Consider the following 20,822-nt stretch of genomic DNA (forward strand, 5'->3'; position numbering starts at 1 on the left):
AGTACTATTTATATAGAATTCTTATTTTCTATAATCTCTTTTAATATTCGTCTCAACGCAAACACAAAACTCTCAGGACTTTCCTCTTGCGTAAAATGATCTGCATTTGGCAATAATTGAACATTTGCGTTTGGATAATAAGAACGCCATTTAGCAATAGATGCTGGATTTCCTAAAGTTCTATTTTTCTCACCAAAGATCAATTCCACTGGCTTGTCTGCTAAAAGGTGTAATTTTTCTTCTATTTCTAGAAACCAAGATTCTGAAAGTGTAATATGCTGTGGAAAAATCAATGTTCCTTTTCTAGATTCTGGTGTTGGAAATGCCATTTCATAAGCATTAATAATCACTTGATTATTGCCCGGTTTTTTATTCATACTTTTTAAAAGCAATGTTCTTACAAAGTAATTCTCCTCATAAATAAGTCTTTTTCCTTCTTCCGTTTTAAAGAAATTAGAAAATTTTTCTGATTCAGGATTCGCTTTCCACGCCCAAGTATTAGAAATAACGGTTCCTAGAATCCTATTTGGATGGTTTGTAGCAAGATGCAAAGCGGTTGGTCCGCCCCAATCTTGCACAACCAAAATAAACTTTTCAAGTTTTAAATGATCAAGTACCAAAGATTTTACCCATTTCGCATGTTCTTGTGGGGTATAATTAAAATCTTTAGGCGTATCTGAAAATCCAAAACCGGGTAAATCATAAGCTATTAATCTTGCTTCTCCAGATAACTCTTTTATAATATTTCTATATATAAATGACCATTCTGGGTTTCCGTGTGCTAAAACAATAGGGATGCCTTTTCCTTCATCTATGTAGTGCATAGAAATGCCATCTTTCTCATACCAATTACTTTTAAAAGGATACTCTTCTTTATCTACTAAAAAAGGTCTTTTCTTCTGGTTTGATGCATCTTTGTTAAAAATTAAAGCATTTGTAGAATTATTATTTTCCATAACCAAATTGCTCTTAAATAGTAACAATTACTTTACCAACTGTTCTTCCTTTTTCAACTTCTCTATGTGCGTCTGCCATATCTTCAAAAGCAAAGGTTTTATAGATATTTGGTTTAATAGCTCCGCTTTCTAACATTCCTTTTAAAGTATTCATGTCTTTAGCGCTAGAATGCACTAAAATATTAGAAACCGTTTTGTTTCCTTTCTCTGCTATAGCTTTAGCTTCTTCGGGCATATCCATACCAAAAGTGGTAATTACTGTTCCTTCATCTTTTAAAACCTTAGTGGAGTTCACTAATACTTGACCACCTTGAGTATCTAAAACAAAATCGATTTCTGATAAAACTTCTTCAAATTTTTGTGTGTGATAATCAATAGCTTCATCTGCACCAATAGACAGTATAAAATCTTTGTTCTTGGCTGATGCAGTTGCAATAACATACGCACCAAAACTCTTTGCAATTTGTATTGCAAAATGGCCAACTCCACCAGAACCAGCTTGAATTAAAACTTTATCTCCTTTATTAATTTTTCCTTCTAAAATTTGTAATGCCGTTAAAGCAGCCAAAGTGGTCGCAGCAGCTTCTTCAAAAGAAACGTTGCTTGGCATAAGTGCTAAATGAGCTTCTGGAGCTGCAACAAATTCCGCGTATGCTTTACCTGCTCCTGGAAAGTTTACCATCCCAAAAACAGTATCACCTACTTTAAAATCGGTAACGGCTGTACCAGCCTCAGTTACTGTTCCTGCAATATCCCATCCTAAAATAACTGGACGATTTTTACCGTACATTGAATCCAACATTTTGTCAGCGTACTTTGGTTTTACATCTGCAGGGTTTAATGAAATTGCTTTAACAGCAACTAACACTTCGTTTTCTTTTATGCTTGGTTTTTCTACTTCTGCTAAATGAAGGTTTTCTGGTCCGCCTGCTTGCTTTAATAATATTGCTTTCATATGGTGTGTTTTTTTAAAAATTATATTTGATGAATTTGATTAAAATAAAGGATTATCGTTCGCAGATTTATCTCCTTTATTGAAGGTGTTAAACGCATCCCAATGTTCAGAAATTTTACCGTCTGTAATTCTAAAAACATCCATTGTAGAGGTTCTATCACCTTCTTTATTTGTAATTACTTGTACAAAAACTAGGTCTTTTTCTGCAACAATAAGATTGAAGTTGAGTTTAAATTTAGGAGTATCTTTTAACCAAATAGGTAACATTTCTTTAAGCGCTTCTCTACCATCTGCAACATTAGGGTTGTGCTGAATGTAAACCGGACCAACATATTTATCTATGTTTTGATAATTCTGGTTTCCGAAGAGGTCTTGATAAAAATCTGTTACTACTTTTTTGTTTGCCTCTAAAGTCGCTTGCTCCCGATTTTGAACTTCTATTTTAGATTCCAAATTAGTAATGTTTTCATTTAATTTTTTTAATTCCGCAGAATTATCTGTACAAGATGCAAATAAGATAGCACCAATTAACACTACTGTTAGTTGTACTTTTTTCATAATTTTAATTTTAGTTATTTGTTAATTTTAATGATACTACAAATCTAAAAATGTCTTGTAGTTTAGTAATGGTAAATAATGTACCTTTAATGGTATATTGTGTCCGTAATTTATTTAATATCAATATTTTATGATTTAATTAACAAAGCACGCCTTACTTTTTATCGTAAACCATAGGAAGTGAAAACGCTTCAATTTTATTACTAAAAAGAATTGGCGCATATAGCGTATTACCTTCAATACTTATATCTGCTAATCCTTTAGGAAATGTTCCTACTCTTTTGCGAGTATCGTTATTAATAAAAAACAAATCGCTAACCGTACCGCCTGTAACTAAATACCCATCTTTAACTGCTGCTAAGCCATCTAAAGTTCCTAGTTGGTAACTGCTTTTAATCATCGTAGATGTCTTGTCTTTTAGGTTTACTTTATACATACTTCCAAATTTTTCAGGCGTTAAGGATAAAGATAATTCGCTACCAAAATTGGCAATCACTAAAGAATTACCATCTACAAAAAGTCCGTTTGGATGCATAATTTCTGATGTTTGAAACCAAACGACTAGCTTATTATTTTCTAGGGTGAAAATTTTTCCACTAGCAATATCTGAAACAAATACTTGCCCATCTTTTGAAATCGCAACGTCATTTAAAGCCATTGCCTCTTTTGAAGAAATACTCGCAATCAACTTACCCTTTTTCACATCAATGATATGTAATTCTGTTCCATCACCCACATATAATTTATCTTGGTATAAAGCTAAACCAGCAGGATTATTTAGACCCGTAATCCATTTATAATTATCTACTTTACCGGCTTTTGTAATTCGGCTGATATAGCCTTTTTCATTCTGATTTACGTTAGAAACATACAACCAATCTTCAGTAGGAGAAGCTACGATAGACTCTGGCATAGCAAAACCCTCTAATTCCCAGTTTTTAACTAATTGATCCGTTGAATTTATTTTAGAAGAAGCTGTATAATTAGTTTCATCTAAAACTTCTTTCAAAGCAAAAATGCCATTGTTTGCAGCAGGAAACCCAGTATATAAACTCAACAAAATCATCGTTTCAGAAATCTCATCTGGAGTTACACCAAGGTTTAGTGCAGCTTTCATGTGCGATTTTAATTGAGATTTCGCATTGGCTTGTGTAGTAAGACTAGCAATAATTAGCAATTCTTTAGTTTTAAAATCTAAACCTGCTCTGTTGTAAATTTCACCAAAACCATAACGAATAATGTATTCTGCCATATCTGGAGACACACTTTTAAAAGCAGCTTCTAGTCCTTTTACAGCGCCTTCTCCATTAACTTCGTTTACAATTTTTACGCCTATTTTATAGTTGTCTTCTTTTGTTGTTTGTGCAACCGTTATGTGTGTGATACATAGGGCGATGATGAAAATTAATTGCTTTTTCATAACTTTTATTTGTGTTTATTGGTGAATTATTTTTTTAAAAATAACATGTTCGCACTTCCTAGTAAGTAACTTCTCCATCCAAAATTAGGATAGGTTTTATCCATTTTCTGAATGAATTCTTCGCTGCTTTTAGAAGTAGCAAGTATTGCTTTCATTTCTTTTAGGTAATTGATTTTAATGGTCACATCTCCCGAAGTTTCCGGAGCACTATGTGAAGAAAAATAGGTGGTATATCCTTTTTCTTTAAAAGCGGTAAGCTCTTTAATTACCGTATCTATAAATTCAGTATTGAAAATCATAGTATGGTTATCGTGCCCAACCATATGCAAGTGGACAGCCTTTATTTCTGGCATTTCTACATCAAAACCAAAACCGGTAGGCGTAATAATAAAAGGAATCCCTGAAATCTCTTGAGCTCCTGCTTCCAATAAATCGGTCGGCACAATGGTCGTTTCATCAAGATCTTGCCCTGAGACTTTTTTCAAGACAGATAGTGATTCATTTCCCGAATTCTCCATATAATCCAACGACTCTTGATTAGAATAAATGTGATTGAATTTTAGCTTGTCCGTATCAAAAAAGTGCTTTCCAATTAAATGATAGGAAACCATTACATCAATATCTTTATAACCTAAACTGACAATATAATCCACTAATTCATTGTAATTTTCTTTCATTGGAGGAGTCTCGATCAGCACACCTTTTCCCTTTTTTTCAATAAAAAAAGCATGTGTATTAAAAAAACCTTTGGTTTCATAAACGTGGACTTTCGTTTCTCCATAATCAAAAATTTGCATCGTCCCCTTTTCTAATTGTACTGCTTTGGTATTGTTATCAAAAGTTCTCATACTTGGTTCTTGAGCAGAAACATTCTGAATTCCAATAACTAGTATACATGCGCAAATCAACGCTTTTACTAAATTTTTCATCTTTAACTAAATTATATTTCTGTTACAAAATGCATATACTGTTTTAAATCTCCTTCTACCGCTTCTTCTAACAATTTTCCTGTTTTCATGGCGTATGGTTGATGAAAATGAATGTCCCAAACGTCTGATTCTTTTCTCCAGTGTTCATAAACCGCCAAAGTATCTTCTTGGTCGTCTACGGTGTATAAATCAAAAAGAATGTTTCCTTTTTCCTCTTTTCTGGTATGCGTAATGTGGTCTTCAAACTGATTTAAAAGTTGTGCTCTAAATTCTGTTTTCAACTTAAAAATGAAGAAAATAATGAATAATTCATCTTCAGCATTTGGAGATTTAGAACGATCTGGTAACGGATTGGTATCTCCTAAGAAATAAAAATCTGGAGCCGTTTGTAAAGCAGTTTGTCCTACTTGCATTAGTTTTTGCGTGTGAGGTTCGTTATCGTGAGATGTTATTGCTGCTTTATCTGCCCAACGTTCATAAACAAAAAATACATTGGCATCAGTATTCGATACAAATACTTTAATGTCTTTATTACCAGCTTCTTTTTGTGTTGCTGCTTGTGCTTCTTTTAAGGTTGCTGCAAAACTAGTTGCGTGTGCTGGTTTTGCAGTGAATTTTACTATGGTGCTTTTCATAATTGTATGTTATTATTATTTTATAAATTGATTGATATCGTCAGCAACTTCTTCAGGAACTTCTAATTGTGGTGAATGTGCTGCGTTTTCGATAACTACTAGAGTTGCATTCGGAATGTGGTTTTTGTAGTATTCAGCGACGTTAAAACGTACCACTTCATCGTGTTTACCTTGTAATACTAATGTTGGCGCTTTTATAGACTGAACATCGTCTTTAAGATTGAAGTATTTTCCGTTTGTAATTGCAGGAATCAAAGTGTCATCAACAAAATCTTTACTGTTATTCACGGTCTCTATCATATAATTTACTATGGGTCCTGGAAGGACTGGTACTTTGTAAAAAACACGTTGAAGCACAACATTTAACTCTTCTTTGTTTTCGATTTTCTTACCAAAACCACCATACACAACGTGGTCGTCTATTGTAATACCCGCAGCATCTAATAAAACTAAATTTTTAACATCATTAGGATATTTTATAGCGTAGGCAGCAGCAGTGTGTCCGCCCATTGAATTACCTATGAGATTGAAATTTGTTACGCCAAGTTCAGCTAAAAACGATTTTAGAAAAGTGGCTTGTCCGTTAATAGAATAATCTAATCCTTGTTTTCTTTCATTCTCTCCGTGTCCAGCCAAATCAGGAAGAATGAGATGATACTCATTAGATAGAAATTTAGCCGTTTGTAAAAAGCTATTTTTATCATCTGCCATTCCGTGAAGCATTACAAAGTCTGGTTTATCATCATTCGCTTTGCTTTCGTAAAAATGTACGGTGTAGCCATTTACTTCCACTGTTTTCTTTTCTAAGTTTGCAGCACTAGCATAACTCGCATTGGTTTGATCTACCAATACTTTTGGGAAAAAGAAAAATATTACAGCACTAATTGCTAACAGGCTCACGATGATACCGCCAAATATTTTTAATAATTTTTTCATTATTTATATTGTTTTTTAAGTTTTATAATTTTGTTATAATGGACGCTTCTGAAAATCTCGATTTTGGTAATTTCGCATTATAATCCGTATCTTTTCTATACCCTAAAGAGACTACAGCTAGTGCTGTATAGCCTTTTTCATGCAAATCAAATTCTTTATCTAAAGCTTTTACATCTACACCTTCCATTGGACAAGCATCAATACCTAAAGCGGCAACTCCTAATAAAAGTGACCCCATATTTAAATACACTTGTTTCTCCATCCAATGTGATAAATCTTTAAGGTCGTATTTATGAAGGTCTACAAACAGCTTACGTCCACCTTGTACTTGATCTTTAAATTCTTGTGCAGCAAAACGCCCATCTTTATCTTCTTGTTCTAAAATACGAGTCAAATACGCTTGGTCTGCATGTGTACGCGCAGCAATTACAATGACGTGAGAGGCATCTAAAACTTTAGGGCTATTAAACGGAAAAGAAACCTCTGTACCTTTTGCGATACGCGCTTTACCTTCTGTGGTATCTGCAATTAGAAAATGCCAAGGTTGTAAGTTGATACTCGACGGACTGAGACGTAATAACTCTTTTACTTGTTTAAAATCTGAATTTGAGATCTTTTTAGTAGCATCAAATTGTTTTACTGAATAACGATTGTTTAAAATTTCACTTAAATTCATCTTTCTATATTTAGCCGATTATTTATACTATCATTTTTATAGTGACAAAAGTAGATATAGTTTATAAATTGCACAATAACGGTCATGAAGTATAGTTTAAAGTTTTTTTATAACAAATTACTAATCAATATATTAAATGTTATTATTTTTACTATAAAAAATATAGTTGCACACTAAATTTAAGCGCGTTAAATTTGCAGTATAAATTATTAAAAAGAGCGCGTATATTTGTATGTTACTCACATAAATAAGTATCATTATGGACAGAAAAGAACTATTTGAAAAAAAGCCAAAGATTAAAATAAACGATAAAATATCCTTCTGTCCAACAAGTGCAGCAATGGAATTGATTGGAGGAAAATGGAAAAGCGTAATCCTTACCCACTTAATTGGCAATAAAAAACGTTACAACGAATTACGAAAGGAAATTCCTGGTATTACAGAACGTACTTTAAGTTTACAATTGAAGCAATTAGAAGCCGATGGTATGGTTAGCAGAAAAGTATTTACAAAAAAACCACCTTTAAAAGTAGAATACAAGCTTACCGAATTTGGTGAAACCCTTACGCCTATTCTAACCCTTATTGTGGAATGGGGTTTACATGCAGCAGAAACAAAAGGTGAGTTTTTGTTTGAGGAATAGTATTTTGCAGAACAAAAAAGGCAGTCAATTGACTGCCTTTTTTGTTAAAATTTAAGTATTACTAGAACTTTCCATTATTATTTTTCCATTCTGCTTTTGGTGCTATAGTTTCTAAAACGTCCCAATGTTCTGCTATTTTTCCATTTTCAACACGGAACAAGTCGTAAAACGAAGTTGGTTTATCAGCAAACGCACCTTCACTAACCGTCAATACAAAATCACCTTCACCCAAAACTTTATGTACTTTATTGTATTTCATTGTAATACCTTCTGAAGCCATATATTCTAATGCTTTTCCAAGTCCTGAAAGTCCATTCGCAATTTGTGGATTGTGCTGTATGTAATTGTCTCCATCAAAATATCCTGTCAGTTTTTCCATTTTGCCGTTTACTAAAATATCATTCACAAAATTATTGACCAACGTTTTGTTTTCCGCGGTTTTATCAATGTCTTTAATTTCAGTTGTTCCATTAATCATTGTGTTGCCACTAGGATTGGGGTTGGCTGGTGTTTCTTGTAAATTATCCCAGTGCTCCACTATTTTTCCGTTTTCAAATCTGAAAATATCGAAACCAATTTTTGGTCCAAAAAAGTTATAATCCGTTTGCGTGAAAACAAAATTGCCATCCTCAAAAGCTCTAATAGTATTTACTTTTGCTGAGTTAGGTGGAACTTGTTGCAATAAAGCTCCAAATCCTGCAAGTCCATCTGCAACTCCAAGATTATGTTGCATGTATTTGTTTGGGTTAATATAACCTGCTGGTTCTTGAGCACCAGTTTCTATGCTTTTTAAAAGCGCTATTACTTTTTGTTTGTTTGAAATTTCCATCTTTTCTTCTTTTTTGCTATTTGAATTTGTTTTTTGACTATTGCAGGCTGTAAAACCAATTGCCAAAATTACCGTTGCACTTAATAGTATCTTTTTCATTATTAGTTGTTTTAAATTGATACTGCAAAATTGCAATGAAGTAGAAGAAAAGACACGATAAAAATAATCCGTTTAATGATACTTTTAGTCCGAAGTAAATGCCGCTCTAAATTCAACAGGTGTTTTATCTGTGTGTTTTTTGAAGTATTTGATAAAGTTGGTAGGCTCTTCAAAACCTAAAGAAAAAGCAACTTCTTTGATGCTTTCATTGGTGTGTGCCAATATTCTTTTAGATTCAAGCAAAACCCTGTCATCAATAACCTCTTTAGGTGTTTTTCCAAATATTTTTGTTGTAGCTTGGTTCAATCTTTTGGATGTTAAGTGCATTTTTTGAGCATAAAAACTCACTTTTTTATGGTTTATAAAATTTTCATCCAAAAGATCTTTTAAAATCAGAGCATAATCAAAATCGGCATCTTTTTTTAATTCTATAAAATCTTGATTGCGCCTTTCTCTTTCGGAATGCAACAACAGATTTTGTAAATCATTACGAAGAATGTCCGATTGATAATGATCCTTAAGCTGCTGCAATTCGGTTTCCAGTTGCTGAAAAATAGTCGTAAAAGTTGAATTTATTTCTGGAAGTTGAATTTGGCTTATTGAAAGTAAGTCGTTAAACAAAATACTACTTCTTAAAAATTTAGTATCTATTTCTGTTTTACAGAAAAAACTATCTGTAAATAAAATCATCTTTCCACTGAAATTCGTTTCATTATCAAAAAGTTGAACGCTATTTTTATTTATAAAAAGTAATGAATTGGGCTTAACTTTTATTGGATTAAAATCAACTAAATGTGTTGGAGAACCTTTTTGAAACCATAAAATTTGATAAAACCCTGCTCTATGTGGTTTAGTTATTTCGTCTGGAAATTCGTTAAAGAGAAAGTCAAAATCAATGATTTCAAATTCCTGTGGAAGTCCTTCTTTGAAATCGTATTTTTGAATTTTTTCTTTCACTTTCTTACTAGTTATGTAGTTCATCCACCATTTACTTAACGGTTTTGTATCAGGTTTATTCCAATTTTAAGCAGTAAATTTAGTAAATAAATCATATATAAAAAGTGCGCAAGAACTTCTGTGAATTAACTATATACAGTGCATGACTATTAGCTTTAGCTTAAAACAAATGTGTTTTCAATATTCTATTAGTCCATTACAAACTTAAAACCTGCTGTAATTATACTAGAACTAAAAGAGGTATCCCTATCGTATTGATAAAATTTTAAGTCAATACTTTTAAGTCCAAATTGCCAAAGATGAGCTTTAGCGAAAATATCTGTATAAGATACTCCAAAACCAAATTGGTTTGCTGAGTATTCAGAAAGGTCATAATCTGATGTGAAAAACTCATCCGTAGACAGGGCACTTTCGTAAGTATTAAAATAGTCTGCTGCTGTTTGATTATAGAATCTATAAGATGGATATAAAGTAAACTTATCAGTTATTTTAATTGGTACTTCTATACTGGCAGTATGTGATGTAATTCCCCAATCATCAAAGTAATAACGATAAAAAGCACGTACTGCTATGGCTTCATTAAGATACCAATTTAAACGACCACCAGCTGCTACTTTAAATCTAGAGTCAGGTAAACGCTCAATAGCGTCTGCAAGTTGAAAATTATCTATAAATGAATCTGCTACATCACTAAAATAGACTCTTTGAAAAGGTGTGGATAATAAACCGTCTTGTTTTACAAAATCTAATGCTAACGAACCTTGTACGTTTTTGTGAAGAATTTGAGATAACCCGAAACCTAATGAATACGAATTACGTCCTTGATCTTTAAATTCATTAAATCTAGGGTTATAATTTGTATTACCTATAATTGTATTTTGCGTAAACAAAGCATTATTTAAACCATTACCGTTCTCTGTGAATGGTCTTAATTCGGTTGGGTAAATAGCATTCCAAGTATCGATATAAACATTTGCATTTACACTTAATTCTGTATTCTTTTCGTTAAATAGTTTGGTGTAACTACCCCCAATACCAGCTGAAAAATAATCGTATTCTGATGAAATTGATATTTTGGCAGACCAAATATCATTTCTGTCGTCAGAACTATGACTATAACTTCCTGTTAAATTAGCCCAAAGGTCACTACTTGATGCGCCAGAAGATGCTTGAAATGGATCTGCTGATCCATCATCAAAAGGATCAACGTTACTTGATGATGCTGAAGTGTACGCAGAAACTCCTGCATCAATCGTTAATACATCATCATCATTTAAAGGTATTGAAACTACAAAAGTTCCTGTAACATCAGTTAATTCTTCTGTACCTATTCCCCCACTTACCGCAGCATTATCTCCATCTTGAGAATAATAACTTGTTAAGAAATCGACTTCGGTAGTTTCTAATACACGCTTTTTATAAACTTTTGTAGAATCTTGTCCTGTTTGCGAATATGATTTAGTAAAAGCAAATACGCAGAATATCAAAATTATTTTTTTCAAATCTCTAGTTTTATTAGTTACAGCCACAGCCTCCACCAGTTTTCCCTCCATTTGCTCCTACAGCTGCTTCTCTATATGAATGCATTGTGGAAACATTTCTATCACATTTTTTATCTGCCAATGCCATATCTGGGTCATTTATATTTACTTTTTCGTATTCTTTAACCACAACACAACTACTAAAACAGGTTGTTATTAGAGTAACATATATAATTTTTTTAATCATAATTTATCGATTTCTATATTCTTTGATTTCGTGATATTTCCTTTATCATCTATGATAATACATTCTATTTTTGGTAATTGATTAATGCGGTCTAAACCAGTCTCTTTTCCCATAACAAATACTGAAGTTGCTAGAGCATCTGCCAATTCTGCTTTAGGTGAAAAAACTGTTACACTTATAATTCCGGTTGAAGGATATCCTGTTCTTGGGTCGATAATATGTGTGTATCGTTTCCCATTAAAATTTACATACTTTTCGTAATTTCCAGAAGTTACTACAGCTCCATTAGAAATAGGAAGCAATGCAAAAACTTTGTTTTTATTCATTGGATTTGTAATGGCTACTTTCCAATTACTACCATTTGGTTGTTTTCCCCAAGTATTCATATCGCCAGAGGCGTTAATAATTCCAGAAGTTACGCCTTTTGAAATAAGAAGTATTTTTGCCTTATCAGCTGCATAACCTTTCCCAATAGCACCAAAACCGATTTTCATTCCTTCTAACTTAAGAAAGACTGTACTATTTTTTTTGTCTAAAATAATATTATGATAACTCACTTTCTGTACAGAAGCCTTTATTTCTTCTTTTGAAGGCATAACGGTCATACTACCGTCAAACTTCCAAATTTTATCCATTGAAGCATAACTAATATCAAAAGCACCATCTGTTAATTTTGAAATACCGATTGCTCGTTCTATCAATTGAAATAATTCCGAATCAATCTTTACGGGTTGTATGCCTGCATTTCGATTAATTTCTGAAGTTTGAGAATTAGGATCCCAAGATGAAATCAACTTTTCAATTCTTAAAATTTCTGCAACTGCTGAATCAATATATTTGTTTGCTTGAATAGAATTGTTTGCTATAACAGTAATATCAAACCGACTCCCCATTAATTTGAGTGTTCGCTTATAGGGTTGTTGTGCGCTACATACTACTGAAAATAGTATGATAAATGTTGTTATAAAAGTTTTCAAATTATTTTATAAACGCATTTAATTCTTTAATGTAATTTTCAGGTGTGATTTTTTTGTAACTGCTTTCCCCTAATACTTTACCACTAGAATCAAGGACTACCACAAAAGGGAAAAAACCTTGTCTGTTATATTTTTCAGCTAGTTGTGCGTTCGATTTTGTTTGTTTTTCAGATAATGAGTTATTCTTTTTTCTTGGGAAATCTGCCTTTAGCATAACATAATTATCATTTGCATACTTTTTAAAAGTTTCAGTACTCCAAATCTCTCGGTCTAATTTAATACAAGGCGCACACCAATCAGAACCTTGAAATACTAGTATTATAGGCTTACTTTCTTTTGATGCAATTTCTTTTGCTTTTACAAAATCAGTCTGCCATTCTTGAGCACTTACTGTAACAACAGAAGCAACAAAAATCATTGCTAATAATATTTTTTTTCTCATAGTTTTATAGTTAAGTAAATTTACTTTATTAATCGTGATTTAACTCTACAACTTACATTGATATTTATCAATTTCATCGTAATATACTAAAAGTTAATTAATTGAATTTAGATACTTTTACAAGACCTTTATGATCTTTTATGAATATGCTCCTACCTTTGGTGGTAATAAGTTGTTCCTCTTTAAAATCTTTCAACATGCGTACCAAAGACTCTTTTGCAGTACCTACCATACTTGCTAAATCATCTCGATTAATAATAATCTCGGTATCTTCTCTACTATCGTCTCTGAACTTACGCTCTAAGATTAATAAATTCAATGCAGCCCTTTCTCTAACCGTGTATTTTGCAAGTAATTTTATAGCATTGAGGAATACTCCAAACTCACGACTTATATTTTTCAATAAACGTTGGGATAGCTTGTGCGACTTATCTACTGCTTTTAAAAAATCGCTTTTAGATATAAATTCAATCTCACAATCTGTAAGTGCCGTAGCTGAATCTAGATACAAATTTTCACTTAAAACAGCATGATATCCCAAGTATTCATTTTCTTTACAGACATAAAAGATATGCTCAGTTCCAAAATTTGTAGACGTAAACTTCTTTACCTTTCCTTTCCTAATTCTATAAATACCTTTCGGTTCCTTTCCTTCTATAAAAATGGAATCGCCAGATTTAAAATAGGTTGTCATCTTATTTTTAAGAATACTTTCACAAATAGCATCTGGTAATCCTGAAAGTAAATCCTGATTATCAAAACTATACTCTTTATGTGAAAAAAAATTATTTATCATAATATTCTGAAATTTGTTGATTTTTTTTTAATTCTCTTATTTACCTACTTCTAAAATATTCTTTTCATATTCAGTTTTGAAACGAACGTTCTTTAAGAAATCAAAATTTAACTGATGCCATTTTTTATCTGTTGTCCTTTTGTTACAATACATTTCCCATTCTCTTCTTAGAAGTAATTTTCGGTAATAAAAATGAGGTGTACTTATATAAAAAAATCAGCATCACATAATATCGGAGCTAATACAGTTGTTGGGTTTTGTGGCATCAATACAAAGACAAATGTTTTCTATCATTTCATTTCTTATACCTAATTCTAAAAGAAACTTTGTAGCGATCTTTTTACTTTCGTCTTCGTGCCCTTTATAGGTTTTTGAAAATCCTGTATCGTGAAACCAAGCTAAAACAATTAATAGCTCAGCATCTACATGATTAATATCCATCGCAGCGCATAGATGTTTTACATTTTGAACAACCTCTTTAGTATGCTCAAGGTTATGAAATGGCAACTCCTTACATTTTGAAATCGTCAATAAATCTGTACAATATGCAGCAACGCTGCTACTCATATTCGTGTTCATAGTGTTCATCTAATTGAATTGCATTGGCATCACTTAGTATTTCTATGTGTGTGATTTTACCACCGCTTGTTCCTGTATTTTTTGAAATAACTACAGAGGTTATTGAGAGTAGTAAAATCAGTACAAATCCATATTTAGAAAATGACAAGTTTTTATACTGTAAAAACATCGTAATTAGCGATACACTTCCTAAAATCAGCATCATCGTAAAAAACAGTTCTGAATATTCCTCGTGTTTGTGAATTAATGTTTCACTAATTCTAGGTGAATTTTCAATAATTTCTTCTGCACCTTCTCCTATTAAAAAAGCAGCAATAGCTGTTAAAGCACTAATAATAAATATGCCTAATGCTGTATTTTTGATTTGAGGTTTTTTCATGATTAAACCTGCTAACAACATAAAAAAACCAATCAGTACGCCTACTATAGGCAGTTGATTGCCTACTAAATGAAAATGTGCGTCGTTCATAATTTTAATTTTTTAAGCAATATTTACATTAAATAAATACCCAACTAAGGCGGTTAGACCCATTGCAATTGTTCCCCAAAATGTAATTCGGGCAATTGCTTTCCCAATACTTGAACCTCCTGTTTTAGCTGCCAATGCTCCTAAAATAATTAGGAAGAGTAGCGCAAAACCATAAAGGGAATATTCCATACTATTTAGCGGAAGAAATAAGGTTACCAAAAAAGGAAGTAGGCCACCAACTGTAAATGCAGCACCAGAAGCTATTGCAGCCTGCATAGGTTTAGCTTGGTTAATTTCATTAATACCTAATTCATCCCTAATATGTGTACCTAAAACATCGTGTGCTGTTAATTCTTTAGCTACAATTAGTGCAGTTTCTTTTTTTAAACCTCTTTTTTCATAGATTTCTGCAAGGCGTTGTAACTCGATTTCAGGCATTTCTTGTAGCTCTTGTTTTTCGCGCTCAATATCTGCTTTTTCAACATCTGTTTGAGAGCTAACGGAAACGTATTCTCCTGCAGCCATAGACAAAGCTCCTGCAACAAGACCTGCCAATGTTGCCAAAATAACAGGCTCTCGTGTAGCACTTGCCGCTGCAACACCTATGGCTATGCTAGCTGTGGATAAAATACCATCATTAGCGCCAAGTACAGCTGCTCTTAACCAACTACTTTTGTGAATGTAATGGTTGTCTAAATATTTGTCTAGCTCTTCAGTCGTTTCTGCCATTTATTCTGTTATTAGATTAAAAGCACCTTTAGTCAAAAATTCTGTGTTTGGTGCAAAACTATCAGTATTTAATATTTGAATAAATCCATTAGTAGTTGCTCCTATTTTTACCAATACTCTTTTATAATTTGTTTCATTTTCTTTAACCAACACAAAGTAATCGTTATCAATGTTAGCAATCGCTTCTACAGGTAGTGCAGAATGCTCTTTAGTCGTCGTTAAAATTTCTCCTTCTATGTACATTCCTGGTGCAAATAGTTTGGCATCGTCTTCATTTATTAAATCACCGTGAATATCTACCGTTCTATCTTGGGTATTTATTGCTTTATTTACTAAATGTACTTTGCCTTGATACACCTTATTCATATCGTTTTGTAACCGCACATTTATTTGCTGACCCATTTTTACCATTGGTAAGTCTTTTTCAAAAATCTTGAGTTCTATGTGTAAATTATCTGTATTTGTAACTGTAATTGCAACATCAGATGGATTTAAGTACATCCCTTTTGTAGCATTAATTTTGGTAGCATAACCCTTTATTGGTGAAAGCACACTGATGACTGAACGAATGTTTTCTCCTGTTAAGGAATTTGGGTTAATATTCATTAAACTCAACCTCTTTTTAAGAGATTGATATTGCGCCAATGTCACAGTATATTCAGATTTTGCTTTTAGAAAGCTCTTTTTTGATGTCACATTATCTACCATCAATTCTTTTTGGCGCTCGTAGTCCGATTTTAAATAGTTCAAACGTCCTTTAGCTTCTAAAAAATCTTGCTGTACTTGCAGATACTCGGGATTTTCTATGGTGAATAAAGTCTGTCCTTTTTTAACAGAATCACCTGGCAACAAACTAATACTCTTCACATATCCTGCAAAATAAGCACTAACATCTGCTTGATTCTCTGGTGGAACAGCAAACATACCGTTCGCTTTTACAACAGTACTAAATGGTTGTTTTGTTATTTTACCTATCTCCATGTTGCCAGATGTAAATTGATTTTCTGTAATAGTGATGACATCAACGTTTTCTGTTGTCTTTGTTGCATCTATAGTTACAACTTCAGGTTTTTCTTTTGAATTACAGGAAGCTAAAGCTAATATCACTACCAATAATAGACTCTTGAAGTAGATAGCATTAGGTGATTTATTGTTTGTATTTTTCATTATTAATTGGTTAAATAATTTAACTCTAAAACGGTATTGTTGTATTTATTTAGATTTTGTAAATAGTTAATTTCGATATTTTTTGCACTCTCTAAAAGTTGCACATATTGCAGAAAGTCTATCTCTCCACTTATAAATGCTTTGGAAGCTGTTATTGTTAGTTCCTTTGAGAGATTCTGTCCTGTATTTTCATAATAATCAACTGTTTCTTGATATTTTTTTAAATCGGAAAGTAAGCCATCATATTTTGACTGCAACTGTATTTTATAGTTTTGCAATTCATTGGCAACAATAAATGTTTCTGTTTTTGCGGCATTGATTTTTGATTTTTGTGCTCCAAACCATAAAGGCACAGCCACGCCTACTTGAAAGCCACTATAATTTTTTGCGTTTAGACCATTGTTTGTTCCTGTAAATACCGAAAATTGTAAATCTGGCAATAACCTTTGTCTTTCTAACGATAACGATGACTTTGCTAAAGTTTCTGCCGAATTATAATATAACAATCCTGGATGGTTTGCTATAGTAAATTCATCTAAGGTTAGTCTTGGTAGCACATCTTCTGTCACAGTATCCAATGAATCATACTGCACCCATTTGTGTAGCATTGTGTAGGCTTTAGAAACATCTGCGCGAGCTTGTGAAAGTGCAATCGCTACTTCTTTTTGCTTTGTTTCGGCGGTTAGTTTTTCCAATAAATTAGTTTCTCCAACATCATATCTTTTCTTAGCTGCTATTGCAAATTGACCATATAGACTATCTAAATACGTATATTTTTTAACAAGACTATTATTATAAACCACCTTGTAATAGGCACTATAAACTTCTTTAGTCAATAGCCTTTTGTTTAATTTATATTGTTGCGTGCTTAATGCGATTTTTTGTTTTTCTACCCTGCGCTGCGCACCATAAATAGTTGGAAATTGAAGTGACTGACTCAAACCAAAAACTTGAATTGGCAAGCCATTTTCTCCAATATTGTTTTGGTCAGAATTATAATAAACCTGTGTTTTATCCAAATTATATGCACTACCCACTAATTGTTCAGATTGGTTGATTCTTTTCGCATACGCTTTAAGTGCGTTATTATTCTTTATAGCCAGTTGCACAGTTTGTTCTGCTTTTATAGGTTTTTGTTGTGCATTTCCAAAGAATGGTGCCAACAATAAAAGTATAATGCTTAACGGCTTTAAATTTACCTTTGTTTTCACTTTAGGATGATGTCCTTTACTATCGAACATTGTATATAAAATTGGAAGTACTACAAGGGTCAATACAGTTGCAGTAATTAAACCACCTACCACTACGGTTGCTAAAGGCCGTTGTACTTCGGCACCAGCAGATGTTGAAATTGCCATAGGTAAAAAACCTAAAGCCGCTGCTGCCGCGGTTAATAATACGGGACGTAATCTGTTTTTTGTCCCCATTAAAACACGTTTATTGATATTGCTTACACCCTGTGCTTTTAATTCTTTAAATTCTTCAATCAATACAATACCATTAAGTACTGCGATACCAAAGAGTGCAATGAAACCAACACCGGCCGAAATACTGAATGGTAAACCTCGCATATAGAGAAGCATCACACCACCGATTGCAGATAAAGGAATTGCACTATAAATCATTAAAGCTTCTTTTACAGAATCGAAAGCGAAATACAGTAATACAAAAATTAAAATCAAGGCGATAGGTACGGCTACTTTTAATCTTGCTGTTGCTGTTCTTAGATTTTCAAATTGCCCACCATAGCTAATAGAATATCCTGTTGGCATCTTTACCTCTTTTTCAATTATTGCCTGTACATCTTTTTCGACAGATTCTAAATCTCGGTTTCGCACATTTACACCTACTACAATTCTACGCTTGGTATTATCTCTTGAAATTTTAGCAGGCCCTTTAGTATACTTTATAGTTGCAAATTCGCTAAGTGGTAATTTTGAACCATTAGGTAAAGAAACGGAAGCTGTTTCCAAATTTTCAATATCCTTTCTGTGCGAGTCGTCAAACCGAATCATTAAATCGAATTGTTTTTCGCCTTCAAATACGGTTCCAGCTGGCATTCCTGCAAAGCCCATTGTGATCACTTTATTTAAGTCTTCAATGTTCATTCCGTATTTAGCGATTTTTTGTCGGTCATATTTTACTGACATTTGAGGCAGACCCGCAGTTTTTTCTACCGAAATATCTGCAGCTCCTTCAACATTATGAATCGCTTTTTCTATTTCTAAAGCTTTTCTATATAATATATCCAAATCTTCTCCAAAAACCTTGATGGCTAAATCAGCTCTTACACCTGTAATCAATTCATTAAATCGCATTTCGATAGGTTGGGTAAACTCAAAATCTACACCTGCAATTTCATTGGATAAGGCTTCTTTAAATTTATCTGCCAGTTCATCTTTAGATTCCGCAGATGTCCATTCGCCTTTTGGTTTCAGTTTTATAATCACATCACTTTCTTCCATAGACATTGGGTCTGTTGGTACTTCGGCAGCCCCAATGCGACTTACTACTTGCTCTACTTCTGGAAATTTCTTCAGTATTTTTTCTATTTGTGTAGTAGCTTCAATGGTTTTACTTAATGATGTTCCTGTTTTTAATACAGGCTGAATTACAAAATCGCCTTCATCTAAAGTTGGCACAAACTCTCCACCCATTCTAGTAAATAGAAAACCGGTAAAAATTAACAAACCTGCAGCCATACTTAATACTAATTTCTTTTTACGCAATGCCCATGAAATAGTTGGTCTATATTTATCTTCTAAAAAAGCAATCAATCTGGATGATATGGTTTTCTTTTCTGTATTATTTGGTTTAATAAACAGAGATGCCATTACTGGTATATAGGTAAAACAGAATACCATTGCACCAATTAGAGCAAAACAAAATACCAATGCCATAGGGCGAAACATTTTTCCTTCTACACCTACTAGAGACAGAATAGGTATAAAAACAATGATGATAATTAATTGTCCGAATACTGCGGAATTCATCATTTTTGTGGCTCCTTGATACGTAATTGTGTCTATTAAACCTTGCCTTTCATTTTTAGGAAGTGCTAATAATTTAGCACGCTGACTCGTGATTTTAAAGGCAATGAACTCAACTATAATTACTGCTCCATCAATGATAATTCCGAAGTCAATTGCCCCCAAACTCATTAAATTTGCATCTACACCAAAAACATACATTAGCGAAAGCGCAAAGAGAAGACATAATGGAATAACGGAAGCAACAACTAATCCTGAACGCCAGTTTCCTAAAAGTAAGACCACCACAAAAATCACAATCAAACACCCTAAAATTAGATTTTCGGCAATGGTAAAGGTAGTTTTACCAATAAGTTCGCCTCGCTCTAAAAATGGATTAATTGAAATACCAGGTGGTAATGAAGCTTGTATTTCTGATACACGCTGTTTTACTGCTTCAATAACTGCATTTGAATTGGCATCTTTAAGCATCATTACTTGCCCAAGTACTTTTTCGCCTTCGCCGTTTCCTGTGATAGCACCAAAACGGTTCGCGTGACCAAAGCCAACATTTGCAATATCTTTAACATAAACAGGAATTTCGCCTTTGTTGACAACAACTATGTCTTTAAGATCTTGAATAGAAGACACTAAACCTTCGCCTCTAATAAAGTAACTTTCATTAATTTTTTCAATATAACCGCCTCCAGCAACGCTGTTGTTTTTTTCAAGAGCTGTAAAAACATCAAAAATAGAAACGTCCATAGCTCGAAGTCGCTGCGGGTTTACAGCAACTTCATAGGTTTTTAAATAGCCTCCCCAAGTGTTTACTTCAACTACTCCTGGGATTCCAGAAAGCTGGCGTTTTACCACCCAATCTTGAATGGTACGCACATCGGATAATGAGTATTGGTCTTTATGTTCGGCATCTACATCGATGATGTACTGATAGATTTCTCCAAGACCTGTTGAAACTGGCCCCATAAAAGGTTTACCAAAACCTGTGGGGATTTTTTCTTCCGCACTTTTAATTTTTTCGGCAATGAGCTGACGTGGTAAATACGTACCCATTTCATCACTAAACACTATCGTTACCACAGATAAACCAAACTTAGAAATGGAACGAATTTCGGTAACTCCTGGCAAGTTTGCCATTTCCAATTCTACAGGATACGTCAAGAATTTCTCAACATCTTCAGTTGCTAAATTCCTAGACGTTGTAATAACTTGTACTTGGTTATTGGTTACGTCAGGAACTGCTCCAATAGGAATATTGGAAAGAGAATACAAACCGAATCCAACAATTCCGGCAGTAAATAGTAGCACAATGAGTTTATGATGGATACTGTACTGAATAATGCGTTCTAACATTT

21 protein-coding genes are annotated in these 20,822 nt (G+C 33.1%); 1 reads left to right on the forward strand and 20 read right to left on the reverse strand.

Translation table 11 applies throughout. From position 1 onward, the window contains the following. Nucleotides 1–8: 8 nt before the first annotated feature. The 8 genes from ACU4C5_RS13425 to nfsB form a co-directional block, all read right to left on the reverse strand. The gene (locus ACU4C5_RS13425) at nucleotides 9–956 is read right to left on the reverse strand and encodes an alpha/beta fold hydrolase (RefSeq protein WP_446844722.1); all 948 of its coding nucleotides are present in this window, start codon (nucleotides 954–956) and stop codon (nucleotides 9–11) included. Nucleotides 957–969: 13 nt separating this feature from the next. Next, on the reverse strand, nucleotides 970–1,911 hold the full coding sequence (locus tag ACU4C5_RS13430; protein ID WP_446844723.1) for an NADP-dependent oxidoreductase: 942 nt from the start codon (nucleotides 1,909–1,911) through the stop codon (nucleotides 970–972). Nucleotides 1,912–1,950: 39 nt separating this feature from the next. Then, nucleotides 1,951–2,469 carry a nuclear transport factor 2 family protein gene (locus tag ACU4C5_RS13435; RefSeq protein ID WP_446844724.1) on the reverse strand — a complete coding sequence of 173 codons (519 nt, stop codon included), beginning with the start codon at nucleotides 2,467–2,469 and terminating at the stop codon, nucleotides 1,951–1,953. A gap of 154 nt (nucleotides 2,470–2,623) precedes the next feature. Further along, entirely contained in the window at nucleotides 2,624–3,889 is a 1,266-nt protein-coding gene (locus ACU4C5_RS13440; RefSeq protein WP_446844725.1) for a carboxymuconolactone decarboxylase family protein, read from the reverse strand. Nucleotides 3,890–3,915: 26 nt separating this feature from the next. Further along, a complete protein-coding gene (locus tag ACU4C5_RS13445; RefSeq protein ID WP_446844726.1) occupies nucleotides 3,916–4,818 on the reverse strand; it encodes a hypothetical protein in 903 nt (300 codons plus the stop codon). Between the two features lie 11 nt (nucleotides 4,819–4,829). Next, nucleotides 4,830–5,453, reverse strand: a complete 624-nt coding sequence (locus ACU4C5_RS13450) for a putative quinol monooxygenase (RefSeq protein ID WP_446844727.1) — start codon at nucleotides 5,451–5,453, stop codon at nucleotides 4,830–4,832. A gap of 15 nt (nucleotides 5,454–5,468) precedes the next feature. Further along, complete coding sequence (locus tag ACU4C5_RS13455) at nucleotides 5,469–6,389, reverse strand: alpha/beta fold hydrolase (RefSeq protein WP_446844728.1); 921 nt, start codon at nucleotides 6,387–6,389, stop codon at nucleotides 5,469–5,471. A gap of 22 nt (nucleotides 6,390–6,411) precedes the next feature. Next, nucleotides 6,412–7,065 (reverse strand): oxygen-insensitive NAD(P)H nitroreductase, encoded by a 654-nt coding sequence (nfsB, locus tag ACU4C5_RS13460; RefSeq protein WP_446844729.1) that lies wholly within the window; start codon nucleotides 7,063–7,065, stop codon nucleotides 6,412–6,414. Nucleotides 7,066–7,324: 259 nt separating this feature from the next. Between nfsB and ACU4C5_RS13465 the strand changes: the two genes are divergently transcribed. Further along, nucleotides 7,325–7,708 (forward strand): winged helix-turn-helix transcriptional regulator, encoded by a 384-nt coding sequence (locus ACU4C5_RS13465; RefSeq protein WP_446844730.1) that lies wholly within the window; start codon nucleotides 7,325–7,327, stop codon nucleotides 7,706–7,708. A gap of 61 nt (nucleotides 7,709–7,769) precedes the next feature. Here ACU4C5_RS13465 and ACU4C5_RS13470 read toward each other — a convergent pair whose 3' ends face one another. From ACU4C5_RS13470 to ACU4C5_RS13525, 12 genes are all read right to left on the reverse strand, one after another. Continuing rightward, on the reverse strand, nucleotides 7,770–8,636 hold the full coding sequence (locus ACU4C5_RS13470; protein ID WP_446844731.1) for a nuclear transport factor 2 family protein: 867 nt from the start codon (nucleotides 8,634–8,636) through the stop codon (nucleotides 7,770–7,772). Between the two features lie 84 nt (nucleotides 8,637–8,720). Beyond that, nucleotides 8,721–9,593 carry an AraC family transcriptional regulator gene (locus tag ACU4C5_RS13475; RefSeq protein WP_446844732.1) on the reverse strand — a complete coding sequence of 291 codons (873 nt, stop codon included), beginning with the start codon at nucleotides 9,591–9,593 and terminating at the stop codon, nucleotides 8,721–8,723. 188 nt (nucleotides 9,594–9,781) lie between these two features. Beyond that, a complete protein-coding gene (locus ACU4C5_RS13480) occupies nucleotides 9,782–11,095 on the reverse strand; it encodes a DUF3570 domain-containing protein (protein WP_446844733.1) in 1,314 nt (437 codons plus the stop codon). 13 nt (nucleotides 11,096–11,108) lie between these two features. Then, on the reverse strand, nucleotides 11,109–11,321 hold the full coding sequence (locus ACU4C5_RS13485; protein ID WP_446844734.1) for a DUF4266 domain-containing protein: 213 nt from the start codon (nucleotides 11,319–11,321) through the stop codon (nucleotides 11,109–11,111). Beyond that, nucleotides 11,318–12,298, reverse strand: coding sequence for an FAD:protein FMN transferase (locus ACU4C5_RS13490; RefSeq protein WP_446844735.1), 981 nt, complete (start codon nucleotides 12,296–12,298; stop codon nucleotides 11,318–11,320). Before ACU4C5_RS13490 ends, ACU4C5_RS13485 begins: the two co-directional genes overlap by 4 nt. Nucleotide 12,299: 1 nt before the next feature. After that, the gene (locus tag ACU4C5_RS13495) at nucleotides 12,300–12,740 is read right to left on the reverse strand and encodes a thioredoxin family protein (protein ID WP_446844736.1); all 441 of its coding nucleotides are present in this window, start codon (nucleotides 12,738–12,740) and stop codon (nucleotides 12,300–12,302) included. A 97-nt stretch (nucleotides 12,741–12,837) separates the two neighbouring features. Beyond that, entirely contained in the window at nucleotides 12,838–13,536 is a 699-nt protein-coding gene (locus tag ACU4C5_RS13500; RefSeq protein ID WP_446844737.1) for a Crp/Fnr family transcriptional regulator, read from the reverse strand. 222 nt (nucleotides 13,537–13,758) lie between these two features. After that, nucleotides 13,759–14,115: an HD domain-containing protein gene (locus ACU4C5_RS13505; RefSeq protein WP_446844738.1), complete on the reverse strand. Its 357-nt coding sequence runs from the start codon at nucleotides 14,113–14,115 to the stop codon at nucleotides 13,759–13,761. Then, nucleotides 14,096–14,584 (reverse strand): hypothetical protein, encoded by a 489-nt coding sequence (locus ACU4C5_RS13510; protein WP_446844739.1) that lies wholly within the window; start codon nucleotides 14,582–14,584, stop codon nucleotides 14,096–14,098. Before ACU4C5_RS13510 ends, ACU4C5_RS13505 begins: the two co-directional genes overlap by 20 nt. A 12-nt stretch (nucleotides 14,585–14,596) precedes the next feature. Continuing rightward, nucleotides 14,597–15,313, reverse strand: coding sequence for a VIT1/CCC1 transporter family protein (locus ACU4C5_RS13515; protein WP_446844740.1), 717 nt, complete (start codon nucleotides 15,311–15,313; stop codon nucleotides 14,597–14,599). After that, nucleotides 15,314–16,480 (reverse strand): efflux RND transporter periplasmic adaptor subunit, encoded by a 1,167-nt coding sequence (locus tag ACU4C5_RS13520; RefSeq protein WP_446844741.1) that lies wholly within the window; start codon nucleotides 16,478–16,480, stop codon nucleotides 15,314–15,316. A gap of 2 nt (nucleotides 16,481–16,482) precedes the next feature. Then, the gene (locus ACU4C5_RS13525; RefSeq protein ID WP_446844742.1) at nucleotides 16,483–20,820 is read right to left on the reverse strand and encodes a CusA/CzcA family heavy metal efflux RND transporter; all 4,338 of its coding nucleotides are present in this window, start codon (nucleotides 20,818–20,820) and stop codon (nucleotides 16,483–16,485) included. Nucleotides 20,821–20,822 lie beyond the last annotated feature (2 nt).

It is taken from the genome of Lacinutrix undariae, assembly GCF_052934785.1.

Coding starts and splice junctions, on each gene's coding strand:
- ACU4C5_RS13520 (WP_446844741.1), bottom strand. CDS start 16,480: ATGAAAAATACAAACAATAAATCACCTAATGCTATCTACTTCAAGAGT.
- ACU4C5_RS13445 (WP_446844726.1), bottom strand. CDS start 4,818: ATGAAAAATTTAGTAAAAGCGTTGATTTGCGCATGTATACTAGTTATT.
- ACU4C5_RS13525 (WP_446844742.1), bottom strand. CDS start 20,820: ATGTTAGAACGCATTATTCAGTACAGTATCCATCATAAACTCATTGTG.
- ACU4C5_RS13495 (WP_446844736.1), bottom strand. CDS start 12,740: ATGAGAAAAAAAATATTATTAGCAATGATTTTTGTTGCTTCTGTTGTT.
- ACU4C5_RS13515 (WP_446844740.1), bottom strand. CDS start 15,313: ATGGCAGAAACGACTGAAGAGCTAGACAAATATTTAGACAACCATTAC.
- ACU4C5_RS13455 (WP_446844728.1), bottom strand. CDS start 6,389: ATGAAAAAATTATTAAAAATATTTGGCGGTATCATCGTGAGCCTGTTA.
- ACU4C5_RS13435 (WP_446844724.1), bottom strand. CDS start 2,469: ATGAAAAAAGTACAACTAACAGTAGTGTTAATTGGTGCTATCTTATTT.
- ACU4C5_RS13465 (WP_446844730.1), top strand. CDS start 7,325: ATGGACAGAAAAGAACTATTTGAAAAAAAGCCAAAGATTAAAATAAAC.
- ACU4C5_RS13500 (WP_446844737.1), bottom strand. CDS start 13,536: ATGATAAATAATTTTTTTTCACATAAAGAGTATAGTTTTGATAATCAG.
- ACU4C5_RS13485 (WP_446844734.1), bottom strand. CDS start 11,321: ATGATTAAAAAAATTATATATGTTACTCTAATAACAACCTGTTTTAGT.
- ACU4C5_RS13505 (WP_446844738.1), bottom strand. CDS start 14,115: ATGAACACGAATATGAGTAGCAGCGTTGCTGCATATTGTACAGATTTA.
- ACU4C5_RS13425 (WP_446844722.1), bottom strand. CDS start 956: ATGGAAAATAATAATTCTACAAATGCTTTAATTTTTAACAAAGATGCA.
- ACU4C5_RS13430 (WP_446844723.1), bottom strand. CDS start 1,911: ATGAAAGCAATATTATTAAAGCAAGCAGGCGGACCAGAAAACCTTCAT.
- ACU4C5_RS13440 (WP_446844725.1), bottom strand. CDS start 3,889: ATGAAAAAGCAATTAATTTTCATCATCGCCCTATGTATCACACACATA.
- nfsB (WP_446844729.1), bottom strand. CDS start 7,065: ATGAATTTAAGTGAAATTTTAAACAATCGTTATTCAGTAAAACAATTT.
- ACU4C5_RS13470 (WP_446844731.1), bottom strand. CDS start 8,636: ATGAAAAAGATACTATTAAGTGCAACGGTAATTTTGGCAATTGGTTTT.
- ACU4C5_RS13450 (WP_446844727.1), bottom strand. CDS start 5,453: ATGAAAAGCACCATAGTAAAATTCACTGCAAAACCAGCACACGCAACT.
- ACU4C5_RS13510 (WP_446844739.1), bottom strand. CDS start 14,584: ATGAACGACGCACATTTTCATTTAGTAGGCAATCAACTGCCTATAGTA.